Here is a 20082-nt window from a genome sequence, read left to right on the forward strand (position 1 = left end):
GAGAGTATTTACGCAACCTTCTGCTGGCGGACGCGGGGGTTTGGGCGCTTCTGCGGTGCGGCAGTCACCTCGCCAGCAGCGCCCGATTCTGCCGAGGCTTCCGGCTCGCGGCGGCGCTTGTAGATGGCCATGCCGAAGCCCAGGGCCATGAGCAGGGTGCCGCTCCAGAGCAGGTTGATGAAGGGCTTTTCGACGGCTTTCAGGATGATGTAGTCTTTCTGGGTGGTGCTCACCCCGAAGGTGAACTTGCCCTTGGTGGGGTCGATGTTGAGCAGGGACAAGCGCAGGCCCAGGTCCTCCACCTCGTCGGGTACGCGGCCGATGAGGCGGTTACGCACCACAAACATGGGGTGGACGTGGTACTGCTTCTTCTCCCCGTGCACGATAACGTCGCCTTGAATGGCCAGGTCGCCTTTCTGTAGGCCCAGGCCGGCGGTTTGGTGGGCCGGCTCCACGCCGCGGAACACGGCAAAATAGTCGTTCAGGAAGATGGTGTCGCCGATGCTTAGCACATGCTCCTTTACCTCGCTCCAGTCTTTCTCCTTGTTGGGGTCGGGAATGGAGCTGACGTGGGAGTAGATGTCGTGGGAGGCGAACTGCTTGATGTCGGGCGAAGCCAGCAGGCCGCCCATTTCCTCGTTCACCTGGGCGCGCGGGTAGAGCGTGAAGGCCTCGCCGGTTTTGCGGTCCTTGTACTCGACGCGGTAGTAGGTGTTTTCGGGCAGGATTTCCAACGTGTCGCCGGCTTTGTAGTACACCTGCTCGCCGCGCTTGATGTCGGCGCGGGCCAGAGCCTTGTACTCGTCGGCGGTGCGGAAGAGCAGCTGCTTATCCACGTAGCCGGGCACGCCGGGCACGTCGAAGTACTGGCCAGTGTACGTAACGTCGTACTTGCCCATCGGAGCTTTGTCGTTGCGCCAGAGCAGCACGTTGTCGCGGTTCATTTCCTCGTTGAACTCCCGCGAGTACAAGAGGCCCGACACGTTTTTGCTGATAACATTGGAGTAGCCGGCCGAGGCCAGAATGCCCAGCAGCATCAACGCAATGCCGATATGGGCCACTCCGCCGCCCGATAGGCTTACCTTGCGGCGCAGCAGCGTAAGCACCATGCTCAGGTTGGCCAGCACCCCAAACAGAGCCGTGGTAAGCAGCACGATGTAGACCGGCTCCATCTTGAGGCCGTAGTAGCGTACCAGCAGAATTACGAGGGCCGCGCCGAGCAGCGTGAGCATGGCCGGCACCGTGAGGGTGTTGGTCAGGCTTTCCCGGTTGTTTTTCTGCCACCACATCACCTGGGCCAGGCCCGAGAAGAAAGCCACGCCCACGCCCATCCACAGCTGAATTTTGGTGTAGTGGGCAATCTGGTCGGCGGGCAGGGCCATGTTGGACTTGATGCCTACGAAGCCCAGGAAGGCATTGTACACCGGAATGCTGGTGGTGACCAGCACCTGGAACGCGCCCAGGCACAGTACCGTGGCCCCCACAAACACCCACAGCTCGGCGTTATAAGTGGTCAGCTCTTTGTCGGAAATCGGAATCTGCTTCCAGCGCCACACCAGCAACCCGATGCTGAGCACCACGAAAGCCATGAGGTAGATAATCAGCTGCCCCGACAAGCCCAGGTCGGTGAACGAGTGCACGGAGGCGTTGCCCAACACCCCGCTACGGGTCAGGAAGGTGGCGTACAGGATGAGCAGAAACGTGGCTATTACCAGCACAAACGAAGTGCGCAAACCCAGGCGGCTGCGCTGCCAGAGCACCATGCCGTGCAGGGAGGCCACCAGCACCAGCCATGGAATGTAGACGGCATTTTCCACCGGGTCCCAGTTCCAGTAGCCCCCGAAGTTCAGGGTTTCGTAGGCCCAGTAGGCGCCCATCATAATGCCCACGCCCAGCACCAGCCCGCCCCAGAGCGTCCAGCGCGTAGCTGGGCGCACCCAGGAAGTTAAGTCGCCTTTCCACAGAGCCGCCACGGCGTAGGCAAACGGCACCAGGGTCAGGGCAAAGCCCAGGAACAGCGTGGGCGGGTGAATCACCATCCAGTAGTTCTGAAGCAGGGCGTTCAGGCCGGTACCGTCCTTGGGTACGAAGTTGGGGTCGGTCTTCCACACCGGCAGGTCGGGCATGAAGTCGCGCAGCAGAATAAAGGGCGAAGACCCGATTTTCAGGTTGCCAACCACCACTACGCCCAGAATCATGCTGGTCAGGAACAACTGCACGCCGGCAAACACGGTCATAACCGGAGCTTCCCAGCGGCGGGCGACCCGCAGCAGCACCAGCCCAATGAGCACGTGCCAGAAAATCCAAAGCAGGAAGCTGCCCTCCTGCCCTTCCCAAAAGCAGGAAATCATGTAGTACACCGGCAAATGGTTGGAGCTGTGGCTCCAGGCGTAGTAGTACTCGTAGCGGTGGCCGTGGATGATGCCAAACAGGCAGGCAATGACGGCCACCACCGCCGCGCCGTGCACCAGGAATGCCCCGCGCCCCAGCCGCAGCCAGGCCGGGTCGGTGTCGCCCAGAGCCCGGCCCCGCGAGGCCATGTAGTAGGAGTACGCCGCCACGGTGGCCGCCACGAAGGCCACAATGACACTCAGATGCCCGACGTCGCCGATTAAGGTATTCAACATGGTAATACTGCGTTGAAGAAGAGAGGGAAGCCCAGGCTAACTACCCGGCCACCGGTAAGTTGTTTTAAGAACCGCCCTGCCGCTGGCTAACCAGCCGTTTCAGGCGGGCCCGGTGCCCCCGCCGGGCCCAGTTGTGCTGGGCTTTGGCGGCCTTCCGAGCTGTTTCGGCGGCCCGTAAGGCGCTTTCCGGCGGCAGCTGCCGGTATGCGTACCACTGCTGCTGCACCAGAGCCGGCACGGACCCGTCCGGCGCGGTAGTCACCACCTGATACAGGTAGCGCCCCGGCGTGCGGAGCGTATCGGTCCAGGTGTAGTCGGGGCTGGCGGCACCATAGGTGGTGCGGCGCACCGGCACAGTAGCCACTACCGAAGCCCGAAACGCCCGCGCCTCCCGCCGCAACACTCGAAACTGCTGGGCCGCACCCAGCGAATCGGGCAGTTGCCAGTGCAGCGTAAAAACCGAGTTGGCTACCGGCACCACTGCCGCCAAGGGCGGAGGCGCCACGGCCGGCAGCCCGCGCGGCTTGTCACTGATTGCCAAGGTGAACCGGCAAAAGTCTTTGAGGTAGCCATCCACATTCAGCAGGTAGGGCTGCCCGGCTTGCAGCGAGTCCAGGGTCACAAACACGTCGTCCTGGCTGCCCAACGAAGTGCACGACAGCACCCGATACGTGGCTGGCTGGCAGGGCCGGCCGGTTTGCACTACCAACTGCACGCCCCGCGTGTCGCGGCACTGCTGCTGCCCGATGTTGACGTAGTAGCGTCCCGACACGCGCGGCGTAAACTCAAACCACTGGTCGTTGTGGTATTCGATGCACTTGCCAGTCAGGGCCTCGTCCACGCACGCCCACTGCACGGTGCAGCCCGTAGTAGTTGACGTCACCGTTTCCCCCACTTTCAGCACCCGCCGCCGCTCGATGTCGTCGTTGGGAACCTGGGCTTTAAGAATTAAAAATTGAGAATTAAAAATTAAAAATGAGGTAGTTACGAAAAGCTGTAGGCGAAAATTCGCCGCAAAGCTCCATCGTAAATACCGTTGCCATCTGCTCATTTTTAATTTTTAATTCTCAATTTTTAATTAACTGAGGCAGTGGCTCCTTTGATATCTTTCTCCACGTACTTCGACGGGCACTTGAGCAGGATTTTGTCGGCCACGAACACGTTCTGGCGCATGGCCCCCGTAATCACCACCTGCTCCGACTTGTCGAAGTCCTGAGGCTTAGGGTTGAAGTAGACCACGCGCTGAGCCAGGCGGTTAGTATCGACCAGCGTGAAGGCGAAGTAGTTGGGGTCGAGGGTAGGATTATATTCCAGGCCCAGGATATTTTGCTGCCCGTCGCGGGGCAGGCGGCCCACCACGTGCACTTTGGTCAGGTTGCCTTCGGCGGCCCGCTCCCGAGCTTCCTTGAACGACACGTACACACTGGCGTCGCCGGCGGCACTCATGATGATGGCAATGGCAATGGCAATTACTCCAATAGCCAGCAGATGTGCTTTTTTCATGGATGAAGCAACAAGTATTTCCCGAAGGGTCAAGAACTTTCAGAACAGCAAACTACGCCGCAAAGGTCCGCAGGAATGGTGAAATAGTGAGGTGATGAGTAGTGTTGGAGTGGTAACCGTCATGTGTCACCACCTCACCACTTCACCATTACTCCTTCACTTCCCGCTCCAGGCGGGCGAGCTTACGGTCCAGAGAAATCAGAAAGAAGAGCAGCCCGGCCAGCACCACGGCCACGACGGCCACGACGACATAGATTTTGCCGTCAGCGCGGAAGGCGTCAGCCATTTCGGGCTGGGCCTCTGCCTGGGCAGCAGCACGCAGCACCGGCAGCAGCCAGGCCAGCAGCATCAGCACCGAGTGGCGTCCTGTGCCCTTTCTAAGCCCCCAAGTCCCTAAGTCCCTAAGTCCCTTATTAAGCCAGCTGTTTTTCATATAGTTTGAGTTTGAGCAGGGAAAGACGGCTGGCCACCTGGGCCAGCCAGAAGGCCAGCAGGGTCCAGCCAATGACAGCCGGGTAAAACACCAAGCGCATGTCGCTGTCGAGGTCGTACTTGGCAAAGGCCGGGTTGCCGCCCGCGCCGGGGTGAAGCGAGTCGGTGAGGCGGGGCAGGATGTAAAACAGCGGCATAGCCGTGGCGAAGGCGAAGATGTTGTAGATGGCCGAGATGCGGGCCCGCTGCTGCTCATCGGTGAAGGAGGAGCGCAGCACCAGGTAAGCGCCGTAGATGAGCATGGCAATGGCCGCGCCGTTGAGCTTGGGGTCGTTGGTCCACCAGGCGCCCCAGGTATAGCGGGCCCAGATACTACCCGTCGCTAAGCCCACGCAACCCATCAGGATGCCAATGCGGGCCGCCTCGTGGGCCCGGATGTCCAGCTCCGGAGCGGGCTGGCGCAGGTAGCGCACCGAGTAGTACACCGACGCTACCAGAATGGCCGTCATCCCGAACCACATGGGCACGTGGAAGTACAGGTTGCGGATGCTTTCGTTGAGAATGGCCAGGCGCGGCACTGGCATCAGCAGCCCCGCCACGGCCACGTACAGCAGCAGCACCACACTCAAGGCTTTCCACCAGTTTTTCATAGGCTAGATGTGAGATAGAAGAGGTGAGAAGTGAGAAGAGCCCAGCCGCATAGCGCGCTGCTGGTTTTCTCTCCTAAACCACCCAAGCAAAAACAAGCCAGAGGGCCTTTTTGTGCGGGGTAAACAAGCGGCGTCTCACTTCTCATATCTAAACCTCCCCCTTCTAGATTAAGAACGCCACAGAAAAGGAAACAGCAGGTACGACACCGCCCCCACTAGCATATTCAGGGCCAGCAGGGTGAGCAGGGAGCTTTGGCTGGCCTCGAACTCCAGCCCATCCAGCGCGTTTTTCGATACTTTGATGAGCAGCAGCAACATGGGCACCATCAGCGGAAAGCCCAGCACGGCCATGAGCGTGCTGCTGTTGGTGGCTTTGGCCGCAATGCCCGACACCAGCGTGAGCGTGCTGGCAAAGCCCACGGCGCCCAGCGCCACATTGCCCACAAATAGCGGCACATCCTGCACGGGGTTGCCGAGAACCGCGGCATACAGTCCCAGGGCCACCAGGGCCAGCCCCAGCAGCAGCAGAGCGTTGTAACTGATTTTGGCCAGAATCACCGCCTGGGGCCGCACCACGGTGTAGTAGTACAGCATCCGTCCCCGGCTTTCCTGCAAGAAGCCTTTGGCCACGGCATTGACGGCCGAAAACAGCAGCACAATCCAGAACAACGCATTCCAGGCCGGAGCTGGCAGCTGCCCGCCGCGCAGTGAGAAGCTGAGGTAGCACACAAACACGGTGCTGCCCACGTAGAGCAACATGCCATTCAGGGCCGCGCGCTGCCGCCACTCCAGGCGGAAGTCCTTCTGCATCAGGGTCCAAATTTCGCTGAGAAGCGTCACGGCAGCGCGGCTGGTAAACAAGACCGCAAAGATACAACCGGATGAGGCTAGATGGGTACCCGCGCGCCAGGATTGTTCCCGCCCCCGACGATTCGCCACCAAAACCAAGCGGCCGGCCCCCTTTCAGGAGCCAGCCGCCAGCACTATCGAATACAGCCCGTTATGCTGAGCATGTGGCGCATCAAGCCAGGGTGCGCAGACGAAGCCGAAGCATCTCTCCCGCTTCGTCTGCACATAATGAGAGTTACCCGCGGTAGAGATGCTTCGACAGGCTCAGCATGACGGGGTTATTTCTCGCTTCTCACTTCCAACCTCTCCCTTAGAAATCATACCCCAGCGACACGTACAGCCGCGGGCCGCTGACCGAGTAGTTTTCGCGGCCCCAGGCCAGGTCGCCCTTCACGTAGAAGCCCAGCATGGTGGTGCGCATGCCTACGCCGTAGCCGTATAAGAGCGGGTTGCGGAAGTTGATGACGTTGGCGCTGAAGGCGTTACCGGAGCCGCCCGCCTCGATGGTGTTGAACGAATTGTTGACGCTGAACGGGTTGGAGCCGGCGTAGGTGGTGCCCATGTCGCCGAAAGCTGTGAGCTGAAGGTTGCGGAAGAAACCCGATTCAATGGGCTTACGCGACAGGTACTGCACGATGGGCAGGCGCAGCTCGGTGTTGAACAGCACGTACTTGGGCCCGGTGCGCTGGCTGAAGTCGAAGCCCCGCAGGTTGGTCACGAACTGCTGGTAGAACAGCTCGGTGGGATTGGGCAGGGGCGGGTCGCTGGTGACGAGCTGGCCGTCCTCGTAACGGTTGTTCAGCCAATTGTCCATGCCGCCCAGGCGGAAGAAGGGCGGCACCGACCCGCCACCGATAAACTGCCCGAAGCTGGCGCGGTTGGCCCAAATCAGCTGGCGGTGGATTTTCTGATAGTGGCGCAGGTCTATGAAAATCTTGGTAAAGTCTCGGGCACCCCCGTCGAGGCCGCGCAGGCGGGTCACGCCTACTTTCATGCGGGTACCTTCCAGCATGTTCACGCCCGTCACCACGGAGTTGTCGAACACCAGCTCGCCCACCCCACCCAGGAAGTTGAAGTTCTGGTCGCGCGAACCGCTCAGGTCCTCAAACACGCGGCGGCTCACATTCACGAAGCGCGGGCCCAGGCGCACGCTCAGGTTGTGGGTGAGCGGGTAAGCCAGTGTGGGCGCTATTTCGTGGCGGCCGTAGCGCACACGGGGCGTGAGCGGGTTCGGCGACACGGTGAGGTCGAAGAAGTAGGCCTGCTTCTGATAGGCAATGCTCCAGTCGTAGCGCCGCGTCAGGTTGGTATACTCGGCGAAGATGTTGCTGGTGCGCAGGTCGGTGAGGGCGAAAATGCCGGCCCGGATGCGGTGGTTTTCCATCAGGTCCATCATGTTCACCTGCCCGCGCAAGCCCAGGCCCAGCAGCGGGTCTACCTGCAAGGTCGACACCACGTTGTCGATGGTGAAGCGGGTGTCGTAGCGGAAAGGGCCGGACAAGGCCGAGGTTTCGGCCGGAGCGGCCTGGGGCAAGGCTACTACCGTAGCCGCCGACCGCCGCCACCGCTGCGGCTGTGGTGATGCCCTTGACATCGGAATGTCCTCATCAAACTCGTAGTCACTGGTATTGATGCGGGCGTTGCTGGGCTGCTTTTGCTGCGGTTGGGGTGCAGCCGGGGTCGGCGCGGCGGCCGAATCAGCTGGCGCTGGGGCCGTAGCGGGGGCAGCCTGGCGGTTGCCGTTCTGGCCGGTGGCGTTGGCAATGGTAGGGCCGGGGCGGCCCGCCGCTGGCGCCGTAGCCTTGGCCGGGCGCGACCGGTCTTCCAGTGTTTCCTGCCGGGCCGTCTTATACAGCACCAAGTTATCGGGCAGCGGGTAGCTGGGGTAGAGGTACACGTAGTCGCGGCCGTCCTCGGCGGCCACGAAGCTTAGCGCCCCCGTGGTGGCGTTGTAGTCGTAATTCTTGACGTTGGTCCGGAAGCTGGACACGGCCCGGTACTCCTTCGACGGCAGCCGCAAACGGTACAGGCTGCGCACTCCACTTTCCTCGCTGGCAAACAGGATTTCCGTATCAGACAAAGCCCGCGGGCGGCCTTCGTTGGAAATGGTGCTCACCAGCGTTTCTACGGGCTGGGCGCGGCCGTCGAGGTGGTAGAGGAACAGGTCGTAGTTGTTTACCACCGAGGCAAAGTCGCCGGTAGCCGCCCCGGCCGAGTCGAGCCAGCGGTTGGAGCTGAACACAATGCCATTGCCGCCGGGCAGGAACACCGGCTCCACGTCATCGAACACGTCGTTGGTGAGGCGCTCCGGGGTGCGCTTGCCGGCCCGCAGCAGGTACAAGTCGGTGCGTCCCTCGCGGGTACCGCTGAATACGAGCGACTTACCATCGGGCGAGTAGCTCAGGTCCGTTACCTGCGAGAAAGGCGAAAACACCGAGGTGGTTTTGCCGAACGTGGGCAGCAGCGCCTTCACCCGCGTCAGCAGACTTGACACGCCCCCATCAGCCTCGCGCAGGTGCAGGGTCATGTCGCCCTTGTGCATCTCGGCCACGGTTACCTGGCCGTTGCCGCGCCAAGCCAGCACCGGCAGGCGGATTTCCACTTCCTGGTCGGGGGTTTTGAAGCCGCCGCGGTGGATGATGTCCCGGCCTTTGCCGTCGCGGCCCACCACTACCACGCGGTAGCGGCCCCGGTCGTTCTGCACGTAGGCCAGGCGCTGGCCGTTAGGGCTCAGTACGGGCTGCGAGTACACCACGCCCCGGCGGTTGGTGCGGCCCAGCTGCCGGGCCTCTTCGGGGTCCACGTAGGCGGTTTGGGGCTGGGCGTTGAGCTGGCGGTAATACGTCAGCCAGTCTTTCAGAAACACCTTGTAGGGCACGTTCAGCGAGGAGCTGATGCCCACTTCCACGTCGCGGGTGATGCGCGTCAGGTTCAGGATGTTCTGGATGGAAGTATAGCCGTACCGCTCGGCAATGTAGTTCCAGATGCTCTGGCCGGCCAGCTCCGGGTTGCGCACGAAAAACGGTGCCGTGCGGGTGCCCTCGTGCTCCTGAAGCATGGTGCGCATATAGTCGTCCATCTCCACGCTCCAACCCTGGGCCGCGTAGGCCGACGCCCCGCTGATAAACCAGTTGGGCAGCTGGAGCAAGTAGCTGCTCTGAATGATTTCCTTCAGGGAGCCGCCGTACATCATGTCGTTGAGCAGCACCTGGGTGATGCGGCTGCTCAGCTCCTGCTTGAAGCGCGTCTGCTGGCCCTGAAACGCCAGCTGCACCTTGGTCATGCGCAGCAGGGAAGTTTCGCCGCCGGTTTGGTACTTATCGGCTTGCAGGCCCACGTTGCTCTGCCGCAGGTCGCCCACCGAATTATAGAGCATGATGGTGGTCTTCGAGTACGGATAGTACCCAATCAGACCCGTAATGCGCTGCAACTCCTTTTCGGCGTAGTCGGCCGCGTTGCGGGCCAGAGCCTCGCCGCCGGCATAGTAGTAGATGTTGAAGTTCTGGGTGCTGAGCTGTTGCCAGGCGAAGTCCTTGTATTGGATGCGCACCCGCCCAAAAGGCTCCTGGGCAGTTTGGGCCTGGGCCGTTGCGCCAAAAAGCAGCTGGAGACCTAGTAATAAGGTTGCCAGGGTCGCCGGCCGGCCACTGCCACGCCGAAAAAGATAGGACAAGTGCTTCATATAGTAGTAGCAGAAAAACTACGAGCGGGAATCAACAGGAACAACTCCAGCCGGGGCCGGAGGCACTCGGTACAACGCCTGGTAGCGCTGGATATGTACTTCGGGCCACACTGGCTGGCCGTGCTCCAGCCAATCAGCCATGAGCTGAGCCAGCCGCGGCGCCAGCATAACGCCTTTGGAGCCAAATCCATTAAAGATATGCACGCCCGGCGCCGCTGGGTGGGTACCCAGCAACGGTTTCCGGTCGCGCACGGCGGGCCGCACTCCGGCCCGCTGGCCCGTTACGCGGAAGGGCCGGTCGGTCATGTCCTGCAGGCGCTGGCTTAGCTCCTGCCGGGCTTCCGGGGTGATACCCGTTGCAAACGGCGGCCAGCGGTAGGTGGCTCCCACCCGCAGCTGCCCGCCCCCGAGCGGCACAGCGTACGCCCCTTTGTTCAGGACGTAATCGGTACCTAACTCGTTGCACTCCACGTCGAGCACCTCGCCTTGGTTGGGGGTGAGGGGCAGCCAGTGAAAATACGGGTTGTGCGCGGCGGCAGCTCCTTCGCAGCAGACCACGTGCCGGGCGTGCACGCGGCCAGCGTAGATGAGGCCACCTTCCGGGGCCGGAACAAGCTGCTGCCAGTCAAAAGTTTCGTGCTGCAGCCACCCGTTCTGCTGACCTTCAGCGGCAAGGGCGTCGAGCACCCGCTCCACCAGCACGTAGCCGCCGCCCTGGATGCAGATGCCGCCAAATGGCTGCCGCACGCCAGGTACAGGCGGCAGAAGTGCGTCGGGCTCGGGCACGAAGTCAAGCCAGGGCCGGTCGGCGCTGCGGGCCAGCACGGTGTTTTGCTCAGCAATAGAAGAAAACAGCTTGATGATGGGCAGCTCAACCAGAAACCGTTGCCCAAACCGTTGCTCCAGGCCCCGGTAAAAAGCGTTGGCTGCCGGCAGCAGCTCGGCGGCTCGCCACGCCAGGGCAAACCGCTTGCCGGCCACCGGGTTCATCAGCCCCGCCGCTACCCGCGAAGCCGAGTCGGGCTGGGGCGCGTCCAGCACCAGTACGGCGCGGCCGCGGCCCCGCAGCTCGGCCGCCAGCGTAGCCCCGGCTATGCCGTGCCCAACAATCAGGTACTCCACGTGTGTCATGGCAAGCAAGGTACGTAGGCGGAAGCTACAAGTAGAAGGAAGCTACAAGCTGTACGCCGCAAGCTGCAAGCATGGGCTAGGCTGTGTGGACAGTTGAGTTGATATAAGACCGTCATGCTCCATCTGGCGTCCGCTTGCCGAAGCATCTCTACCGCTTCGTTGCGAATGCCTGCTTTGAGGCTAACGATTGAGTTAGCCAGCGGGAGAGATGCTTCGACTTCGCTCCGCTGCGCTCAGCATGACAGCCTTTTTGCTGTTTTTGGACAACTGTCCACTCACCCTAGTATCCAAACAGAAGCTTGCAGCTTGCGGCGTACAGCTTGTAGCTCTCAAAGCGCCGCTCTGTTCGCGGCAAGACTCGTAACTTACCCGCTGAATATTGGATGGGCTGCGCGGCGGCCCTTTTTACTTCCTACATGACCGTCTCCGGCTTCACGTTCAACGCCTTTTCCGAAAATACCTACCTGCTGCACGATGCCTCGGGCGAGTGCGTCATCGTGGACCCCGGCTGCTACGAGCCGGCCGAGCAACGGGCCCTCAAAGCGTTTATTGAGGCCCAGAACCTGCGGGTGGTGCTCCTGCTGAACACCCACTGTCACATCGACCACGTGTTCGGCAATCAGTTTATCCTCGACACCTATAAAGTACCCTTTCTGATTCACGAGTCCGACCTGGGCACGCTGCGCGCCGTGCCCGCCTACGCGCCCGGCTACGGCTTTACCCGCTACGAGCCGGCCGAGCCCACCGGCTTTCTGACGCCGGACCAGCCCGTGCGCTTCGGCCAGACGGAGTTGGAAGTGCGCTTCACGCCGGGCCACGCCCCCGGCCACGTGGTGTTCTACCACGCCGCCTCGGGCACCATTATCGGCGGCGACGTGCTGTTTCAGGGCAGCATCGGCCGCACCGACCTGCCCGGTGGCGACTACGCCACGCTGATAGCCAGCATCAAAACCCAGCTGCTCATCCTACCCGACACTACCGTGGTGTACCCCGGCCACGGCCCCGCCACCACCATCGGCCAGGAGCGCCGTACGAACCCGTTTTTGAATTAAAAATTGAGAATTAAAAAGTAGAAATGAGCACGCCGGCTGGTCCACTCATCTGCTAATTTTTAATTCATAATTTTTAATTTTTAATTCTCTCAATGAAAAACCATTTACCCAACGCCGTTACCTGTCTGAATCTATTTGCCGGGTGCCTAGCGTTGAGCAGCATTTTTGCGGGCCGGCTCGAACTGGCCTCTTACTTCGTGGCGCTGGCGGCCTTATTCGACTTTTTCGATGGCCTGCTGGCACGGGCCCTGCACGCCTCCTCCCCCATCGGCAAAGACCTCGACTCCCTGGCCGATATGGTGTCGTTCGGGGTGGTGCCGGGGGCTTTTCTGTTCGATTTGCTGATGCAGGCTGGCTCCGGGCTGCCCTCCTGGGTGCCCTACGGCGGGTTCATAGTGACTGTCTTTTCAGCCCTGCGCCTGGCTAAGTTCAACAACGACACCCGCCAAACCACCTCCTTCATTGGCCTGCCCACACCGGCTTGCACCATTCTGGTAGCCTCGCTCCCACTCATTCTCACGTACGATACCTTCGGCGTGCAACGCCTGATTCTGAACCCGTGGGTGTTGCTGGGCCTCACTGTGCTACTATCGGGGCTGCTGGTGGCCGAGCTACCGCTGTTTGCGCTGAAGTTTAAAAACCTGCGCTGGCAGGACAATCAGGTGCGGTTCGTGTTTCTGCTGCTGAGCGTGGGGCTGCTACTGGTGCTGCAAGCCGCCGCCGTACCCCTTATCATCCTGCTGTACGTGCTGCTGTCGATGCTGCGGCCGGCTCAGGTGTGAGCGTATCAGGTGTGAGTGTAAGGGCGCACAATATTTGCGGTCCAGCGTAGTTCCTAGTTTCTCCGGCACCTGACTGGGCTATCTGAACCGTAGCCAACCGGACGCTGTTAGTGCGTCACTACTTCCGAAGTCCGTATCTTACGTACGCTCTGAGATTTCGATTATGCGCTTTTTTACCCGCTGGGTTTTGCTGTGCCTGGGATGGCTGGGCTGTTGCCTGCCTGCCGCCGCTCAGTCTGCCGGTTCGCCCCGCGTGGTGCGGGCGCAGCTTGTGTGGCAAGGCGTCGAGCAAGTAGCTGTGCAGGGTCAAAAGCGGCGCGTGCCCACCTTTGCGGGGGCCTTATACCGCCCAGGCCAGCCGGTAGGCACGTTTCAGCTGCGGCTGCCGGGCCTCGTCTCGGCCGGGCAGCTTACCGAAACCGAGTACGCCGCCCTTACGCCCCTGGAAGTCCGTCAGCTGCCTGTAGAGCAGCTGCCTGCCACCCCGGCCGTGCGGCTGATGTCGGGTACCGAAAACCGCCAGCCGGTAACCTTGCTGGCCTTGGAGCCCTTCCGGCGCAACCCCCAAACCGGGCAGGCCGAGAAGCTGGTGTCGTTTGCTTTTTCCTATGAGCCAGCCCCGGCCGAAGCCCGCCGCGGCACCGGCACGCACGCCTACGCCCAGGCCTCGGTGCTGCGCCAGGGCGACTGGTTTAAGGTGGGCGTGCCCGGCAGCGGCATGTACAAGCTCGACAAAAACCTGCTGCGCACTCTGGGCCTGAACGTGCAGACCCTCGACCCCAGCCGCCTGCGCCTCTACGGCAACGCCACCGGCACCCTGCCCCAGCCCAACCGCGCCTTCCGCCCCGACGACCTCACCGAAAACGCCATCCAGTTCGTCGGCGACGCCAACGCCACCTTCGACGACAACGAATACTTCCTGTTCTACGCCCGCGGCCCCCATACCTGGGCGCGTGAGGGTACTACCAGCCGCTTCCGCCACCAGCTCAACCCCTACGCCGACACAGCCTATTACTTCCTGACGGTGGGCACCACGGCCGGCCGGCGCGTGCAGGCAGCCCCAGCCGTTACGGGGGCTGCTTCGGCCCGCATCAGCACATTTGCCGAGCGCCAGTTTTATGAGCTGGACCTGCTGAACCTGGCTAAATCGGGCCGCACGTGGGTGGGCGAGGAATTCGGCAATGGCACGCAGAAGACGGTTACGTTTTCGGTAACCGACCTGGTGCCGGGCTCTTCGGCTCAGCTTACGTCATCCGTGGTGGCTTCGTCGGTGCAGGCTACGGTGTTTCAGGCTATGCTCAACGGGCAGAATCTAGGCACCCAAACCGTACCGGGCTACAGCTGCCAGGGCGGCTTCGGCTGCTACCCCGAAATAGCCAATTCTGCGCTCAGCACGCTCAGCTGGACTGTGCCGGCCACGCCACCCGCCGAGTTGCGCCTCCAACTTACCTACACCGGCGGCTCCGACCCCGCCGCCCGCGGCTACCTCGACTACGTGGAGCTGAACACCCGGCGCCAGCTGCGCTTCAGTGGTAATTCGCTGGAGTTTCGCTCTTTGGAAAACATCAGTTCCACCGCCGTCAGCCAGTTTGAGCTATCCAATGCCACCGCCGCCACGGCCGTGTGGGACGTTACCAACCCGCGCCGCCCGGCCGCGGTGGCCCTCAGCAACGGCGCCTTCCTAGCCCGCACCGATACCGTGCGGGAGTTTGTGGCGTTTGCTCCGGCTGGTTCCGGCTTCCTGACGCCCCGGTTGTTTGGGCGCGTGGCCAACCAGAACCTGCACGCCCTCAACCTCGACGGCAAGCTGGACCTGCTTATTGTGGCGCACCCCACCTTTGCCGCCCAGGCCGAGCGGCTGGCCGCCCACCGCCGCACTCACGACGGCCTCGTGGCCCAGGTAGTCACCACCACGCAGGCGTACAACGAGTTCAGTTCGGGCGGCCAGGACGTAACCGCCATCCGGGACCTGATGCGCATGGTTTACGAGCGGGCCCCCACTAATAAGCAGCTTTACCTGCTGCTGTTCGGCGACGCTTCCTACGACTATAAATCCGACCCCGCCAACGACCCCGCCCAGCTGCCCGCGTGGTGGAAAGACCGACAGCCCGCCAACGCCGACCGGATTGCCCAGAACTACGTGCCGGTGTATGAGTCCGAGGAGTCTTTTGACCGCATCCTAAATTCCCGGCCCGGTGGGCGCGGCATCACCTATTCTTCCGACGACTATTTCGGCCTGCTCGACGAAGACGAGGGCGCCTGGCTGCCCAACACCAACAACGAGCTGCTCGACGTGGGCGTGGGCCGCCTGCCGGTGCGCACGCCCGTGGGCCAGCCCCGCAACGACGACATGGCCCGGCTGGTGGTCGATAAGCTGATTGCCTACGACAGCCCCACCAGCTACGGCAAGTGGCGCAACCGCCTCACCTTCGTCACCGACGACGGCGACGGCAACCTGTTCACCTTGTCGGGCGCTGAGCCCCTGGCTAATCCCATCGACACCCGCCAGCCGGCCTACAACGTGCACAAGGTCTACCTCGACATGTTCCCGCAGGTTGCTTTAGCCGCCGGCCAACGGTCACCGGTCGCCGAGCGGGCCATTGACGAAGCCATTGAGCAGGGCTCTTTGCTGACTACCTACATCGGTCATGGTGGCCCCAAGAGCTGGGCCGACGAGCAGATTCTGACCGAAGCCTCCGTCCGACGCCTGCAAAACCGCAACCGCCTGACGTTCATGTTCACTGGCACCTGCGACTTCAGCACCTACGACAATCCGGAGTTTACCTCAGCCGGCGAACAGGCCCTGACTGATACCGATGGTGGCGCCATTGGCCTGTTCACGACCACCCGCGTGGTGTACGCCAACACCAACCAGGTACTGGCCACCGAGTTCATGCGCGAAGTGCTCCAGCGCCGCCCCAATGGCAGCCTACCCCGCCTCGGCGACGTGGTGGTGGCCTCCAAAAACGCCGCCGTAGCCGGCGACAACAACCGCAACTTCGCCTTGCTCGGCGACCCTTCCATGCGCCTGGCGTATCCTGCGCAGCAGGTGGTACTCACCGAGCTAAACGGCCAGCCTGTTTCCGCCACCCGCCCCGATACGCTCAAAGCCTTGCAACAGGTGACGCTGGTGGGCGAAGTGCAGCAGAACGGCCGCCGCCTCAGTAGCTTCACGGGCACGGCGCAGGTAACGGTGTTTGAGAAGAAGTCCGAGGTAGTAACGCTCGGCGACGACCCATCCGACGGCCCCCAGCGCATTTCTGTGCGCGAAAATGCCCTGTATGACGGCCAGGCCACCGTGCGCAATGGGCAGTTCCGCCTGAGCTTCGTGGTGCCCAAGGACATCAACTACAGTGTGGGCCTGGGCAAAATCAGCCTGTACGCTTCCGATGCTAGTACCCGCCTCGATGCCCACGGCGCGCAGCTGGTGCCCGTGGGCGACGCCGCCAAGCAGGCTCGTCTGGATACCGTTCCGCCCCGCATTCGGCTGTTCATGGACAACGAGTCCTTTGTGTTTGGCGGACTCACGGGCACTAGCTCCACCTTGCTGGCCCGACTGCGCGACGAAAGCGGCATCAACACCGCCGGCACCGGCATCGGCCACGACCTCACCGCCACCCTCGACAATGACCCCAGCAAGGTGGTTGTGCTCAACGATTTTTACACGGCCGAAGTCGACAGCTTCCAGGCCGGCCGGGTCCGCTACTTGTTCAAAGACCTGACGCCAGGCCCCCACGTGCTGCGTCTCAAAGCCTGGGATACGCACAACAACTCCGCCGAGCGCAACCTGGAGTTCATTGCGGCTTCTAATGAGAAACTGGCCTTGCAGCACGTGCTCAACTACCCCAACCCGTTTTCCCGGGCCACCACCTTCCACTTCGACCACAACCGCGCCGGCGAAGACCTCGAAATTCGGGTGCAGATATTTACTGTATCTGGTAAGCTCGTCCGCACGTTAGAAGCCACGGCTTTGAGCAGCGGCTCGCATCTGGCCTCGCTCACCTGGGACGGCCGCGACGAATATCAGGATCAATTAGCCCGCGGCGTATACGTTTATCGGGTCAGCGTCCGTTCTTCCCGGGATAACTCTACGGCCTCCAAGTTTGAAAAGCTAGTGCTGATCAATTAAAACTTCCTTCTTTCGCCTACCTTCCGCTCCACTTTGCTTTTTATATGAATCTGACCAAGCTACCCTTGCGTTTTTTTCTCATTCCTGGTCTGCTGGGTTTGGCGTTTACTTCGCACGCGCAGAGCCGTGTTAGCGCCATTACCACGGCCGTCCCCATTTTCACCGTAAGTCCCGATGCCCGGGCAGCGGCTCTGGGCGAAGCTGGGGTAGCTACCAGCCCCGACGCCAACGCTTCGTACTTCAATGCCGGTAAGCTTGGCTTTATTCGCCACAAGCACACCATTTCCGCTTCTTACACGCCGTGGCTGGCCACTATTGCCAACGACATGGGCTTGGCCTACCTGTCTGGCATCACCAAAATCGGCGAGCGGGGAGCCCTCACTACGGCGCTTACTTATTTTGATCTGGGCGAGATTCAGTATCGGGACGACCGGGGTAATGAAAAAGGCATCTTTAACCCCAAAGAATATGCCTTGACCGTCGGCTACGGCCAAAAGCTAAGCGACAACTTCGGAGTAGGCTTAAATGCCCGCTACATCCGTTCCAATCTCACCGGCAGCAATGCTGATTTCAAACCTGCCAACTCCGTAGCCGTTGACCTTGGCGCTTACTACACCAAGGACCTGACCATTGGTAGCGGCAGCTACAATCTGAGCCTGGGTGCCGCGGTTTCTAACATCGGTCAGAAAATCACTTACACTAATCCTACGCAGGCTGACTTCCTACCCACCAACCTCAAGCTCGGCACCGCCATCACCCGCGAGCTAGATGCCTACAACAAGCTCACCTTCGTTTTCGACGCTAATAAGCTGCTCGTGCCCTCGCCCTATTACATTGAAGGCCGTGAAAACACCGACCCCGATGTGGTAGCCGAAAATGATCGGCGTAAGAACTACGGCATTGTGCGCGGTATTACCAGCTCGTTTAGCGACGCTCCCGGCGGATTTAGCGAAGAATTAAAGGAAATCAATCTCTCCACCGGTCTGGAATATACCTATAACGACTTGCTCATGGCGCGCGTAGGCTACTTTTACGAGAACAGCATGAAAGGCGACCGGCAGTACTTGAGCTTCGGCTTAGGGGTGCGCTATCAGGTATTTGGAGTTGATGGAGCCTATCTTGTGCCCAACAGCAAAGTCAACCCGCTGGCTCAAACAATCCGTGTCTCGCTGCACTTTAACTTCAATGAGCTGCAGGAAGCCTTCGGTGGCTCCACCGACGGTACTACTACCAACTAATTTCTCTTTTGATGCTCGACCGTACAGTCGCTCCTCCCGTTCAGCCGCTGGCCCGCGTAACGCTGCCCGCGGCTGACGTGTTTTTGCTCCCTAATGGCGCTCGTCTGCACGTGCTGCACAACGATGCCCAGCCTGTTGTGCGTTTGCAAGTAGTGTTGAAAGCCGGCAAGTGGTATGAGCCGGCTCCGGGCGTCTCGCTCCTCACGGCCCGCATGCTGCTCGAAGGTACCCGCACCCGCTCAGCCCGCCAAATTGCCGATGAAGTTGCTTTCTACGGTGCCTCCCTCGAGTGCGAACAGGGATTCGACCGGGCTACTCTCACACTCTACTGCCTGACTCGTCATGTAGCTCACTTGCTCCCCCTTATTCACGATGTTCTGACCGGGCCCACCTTTCCGGCTCCCGAATTCGAGCTGCTTAAGACCCGCACCATTCAGAATGTGCAAGTCGAGCGGCAGAAAACCAGCTACCTGGCTGCCGAACAATTCTCGCACAACCTATTTGGGCCTAGCTATCCGTACGGTGTCAAGTTTGATGAGCAGGCATTTCGTGCTGTGACGCAAGAGCAAGTGCACCAATTTCACCAGCAAGCGTATCAGCTGTCCCAAGCAGAGATTTTCCTGTGCGGCGACGTGAACGAGGAGCACCGTCAGCTGCTACACGAAATGCTGGGCACCCGTGTGTCTTCACCTGGCGCTTTCTTGGCTGAACCGTCAGCTCCTAGCCCTCAAAATAAACCCGAATATGCACACGTGCCAGTAAGCGGCAGCTTACAATCATCTCTACGCATAGGCCGGCTCTGGCCAGGACTTAGCCATCCACAAACTCATCAGCTACAAGTGCTTGTTAAAGTGCTCGGTGGCTATTTTGGCTCGCGCCTAATGAAGAATATTCGTGAGGATAAAGGCTTCACGTATGGCATATACGCCAGCGTTGGTCCCCGGGAACACGCCACTAGTTTTGTTATCGGCTCTGATGTCAATGCAGCAAGCACTGCTGCCGCCATCCAAGAAACTCATTACGAACTCCGACGTCTCCAAGAAGAATTAATTCCCCAGGAAGAATTACAGACGGTCAAGAACTACATGACCGGTAAGTTCGCCAATGAACTAAGCACAGTGTTCGAGCAGTGTGACAAGTATAAAAATCTGGTATTCCACAATTTACCCGAAACGTTCTACTCAGATTTTATCACGCAAGTCCAATCTGTAGAAGCCACTACTCTTCAAGAGTTAGCGCAAGCCTATTTGTCGCCAAATACTATGCTCACTGTCGTATCTGGCCCATCACCTTCCTAACGCTACATGTGAGCCCTAAAAATAGTCCGTAGTAATAGAGCAGAACATTTTACCGTAGCCTATAAGTACTTATGTGACTAGAACATATAAGAGTAGCAATACGAAAGCCCTCATAGAATTCTGCTTAGAATTCTATGAGGGCTTTGCTTTATAACAAGCAAGATACAGCCGTACTAAATCGTCAGGGGGAGGGGGCCGGGGCGGCGCTGCTAGTGGCAGCGACCGGCTCCGGCCCCCTCCCCCGTACGGGCTACAAAAAGATTGGCGGCGACCGACTCTCCCACCGGTGAAGGCAGTACCATAGGCGCGCCGGGGCTTAACGACTCTGTTCGGAATGGGAAGAGGTGAACACCCGGGCTAAAGCCACCATTACTAACGCTGTTCGACCCGCATCCCTTCCCAGAAGGGACGCGCCGCCAACCAGCCAAAGCCTGACATAAAAGCCACGAGTAAGAAAGCCGGCGCCACAGCGCTGCGCCTGGAAACGGTCGAGTACTTAGTACCCCTCGGCTGTGCCCTCTCGGACTCTACACCTAGGGCCTATCTACGTGGTCGTCTCCCACGGCTCTTCCACTTGGAGATCTCATCTTCGGGTGAGTTTCGCACTTAGATGCTTTCAGCGCTTATCTCTTCCCAGCGTCGCTACCCAGCGCTGCACCTGGCGGCACAACTGGTGCACGAGCGGCTGGTCCATCCCGGTCCTCTCGTA

At 60.6% G+C, this 20082-nt stretch carries 13 protein-coding genes and 2 rRNA genes (1 of these 15 only partly in view); 5 read left to right on the forward strand and 10 right to left on the reverse strand.

The annotated features are described in order from the left end of the window. Positions 1–8 precede the first annotated feature (8 nt). The 8 genes from ccsA to OIS53_RS11945 form a co-directional block, all read right to left on the reverse strand. The gene (gene ccsA, locus OIS53_RS11910; protein ID WP_264678795.1) at positions 9–2627 is read right to left on the reverse strand and encodes a cytochrome c biogenesis protein CcsA; all 2619 of its coding nucleotides are present in this window, start codon (positions 2625–2627) and stop codon (positions 9–11) included. 64 nt (positions 2628–2691) lie between these two features. Continuing rightward, positions 2692–3510: a hypothetical protein gene (locus OIS53_RS11915; protein ID WP_264678796.1), complete on the reverse strand. Its 819-nt coding sequence runs from the start codon at positions 3508–3510 to the stop codon at positions 2692–2694. Positions 3511–3701: 191 nt separating this feature from the next. After that, entirely contained in the window at positions 3702–4130 is a 429-nt protein-coding gene (locus OIS53_RS11920) for a cytochrome c maturation protein CcmE (protein WP_264678797.1), read from the reverse strand. Positions 4131–4278: 148 nt separating this feature from the next. Next, the gene (locus OIS53_RS11925) at positions 4279–4479 is read right to left on the reverse strand and encodes a CcmD family protein (RefSeq protein ID WP_264678798.1); all 201 of its coding nucleotides are present in this window, start codon (positions 4477–4479) and stop codon (positions 4279–4281) included. A 64-nt stretch (positions 4480–4543) separates the two neighbouring features. After that, a complete protein-coding gene (locus OIS53_RS11930; protein WP_264678799.1) occupies positions 4544–5212 on the reverse strand; it encodes a cytochrome c biogenesis protein in 669 nt (222 codons plus the stop codon). Positions 5213–5380: 168 nt separating this feature from the next. Further along, positions 5381–6022: a heme exporter protein CcmB gene (locus OIS53_RS11935; RefSeq protein WP_264682351.1), complete on the reverse strand. Its 642-nt coding sequence runs from the start codon at positions 6020–6022 to the stop codon at positions 5381–5383. A 349-nt stretch (positions 6023–6371) separates the two neighbouring features. Further along, on the reverse strand, positions 6372–9743 hold the full coding sequence (locus OIS53_RS11940; protein ID WP_264678800.1) for a hypothetical protein: 3372 nt from the start codon (positions 9741–9743) through the stop codon (positions 6372–6374). A gap of 18 nt (positions 9744–9761) precedes the next feature. Further along, positions 9762–10874, reverse strand: a complete 1113-nt coding sequence (locus tag OIS53_RS11945; protein ID WP_264678801.1) for an NAD(P)/FAD-dependent oxidoreductase — start codon at positions 10872–10874, stop codon at positions 9762–9764. A gap of 416 nt (positions 10875–11290) precedes the next feature. Here OIS53_RS11945 and OIS53_RS11950 point away from each other — a divergent pair, with 416 nt between their 5' ends. The 5 genes from OIS53_RS11950 (at position 11291) to OIS53_RS11970 (ending at position 19373) form a co-directional block, all read left to right on the forward strand. Then, positions 11291–11926: an MBL fold metallo-hydrolase gene (locus tag OIS53_RS11950; RefSeq protein WP_264678802.1), complete on the forward strand. Its 636-nt coding sequence runs from the start codon at positions 11291–11293 to the stop codon at positions 11924–11926. A gap of 92 nt (positions 11927–12018) precedes the next feature. Next, positions 12019–12708, forward strand: coding sequence for a CDP-alcohol phosphatidyltransferase family protein (locus tag OIS53_RS11955; RefSeq protein ID WP_264678803.1), 690 nt, complete (start codon positions 12019–12021; stop codon positions 12706–12708). A gap of 163 nt (positions 12709–12871) precedes the next feature. Next, positions 12872–16837 (forward strand): type IX secretion system sortase PorU, encoded by a 3966-nt coding sequence (gene porU, locus OIS53_RS11960; protein WP_264678804.1) that lies wholly within the window; start codon positions 12872–12874, stop codon positions 16835–16837. 65 nt (positions 16838–16902) lie between these two features. After that, positions 16903–18075, forward strand: a complete 1173-nt coding sequence (gene porV, locus OIS53_RS11965) for a type IX secretion system outer membrane channel protein PorV (protein WP_264678805.1) — start codon at positions 16903–16905, stop codon at positions 18073–18075. Positions 18076–18086: 11 nt separating this feature from the next. Then, on the forward strand, positions 18087–19373 hold the full coding sequence (locus tag OIS53_RS11970) for a M16 family metallopeptidase (protein WP_264678806.1): 1287 nt from the start codon (positions 18087–18089) through the stop codon (positions 19371–19373). A gap of 259 nt (positions 19374–19632) precedes the next feature. Here the strand turns inward: OIS53_RS11970 and rrf are convergent. Next, a 5S ribosomal RNA gene (gene rrf, locus OIS53_RS11975) occupies positions 19633–19744 on the reverse strand. Between the two features lie 105 nt (positions 19745–19849). Further along, positions 19850–20082: ribosomal RNA gene (locus OIS53_RS11980) — 23S ribosomal RNA — on the reverse strand; it runs 2682 nt beyond the window's last position.

It is taken from the genome of Hymenobacter sp. YIM 151500-1 (assembly GCF_025979885.1).
Lineage (GTDB): Bacteria > Bacteroidota > Bacteroidia > Cytophagales > Hymenobacteraceae > Hymenobacter.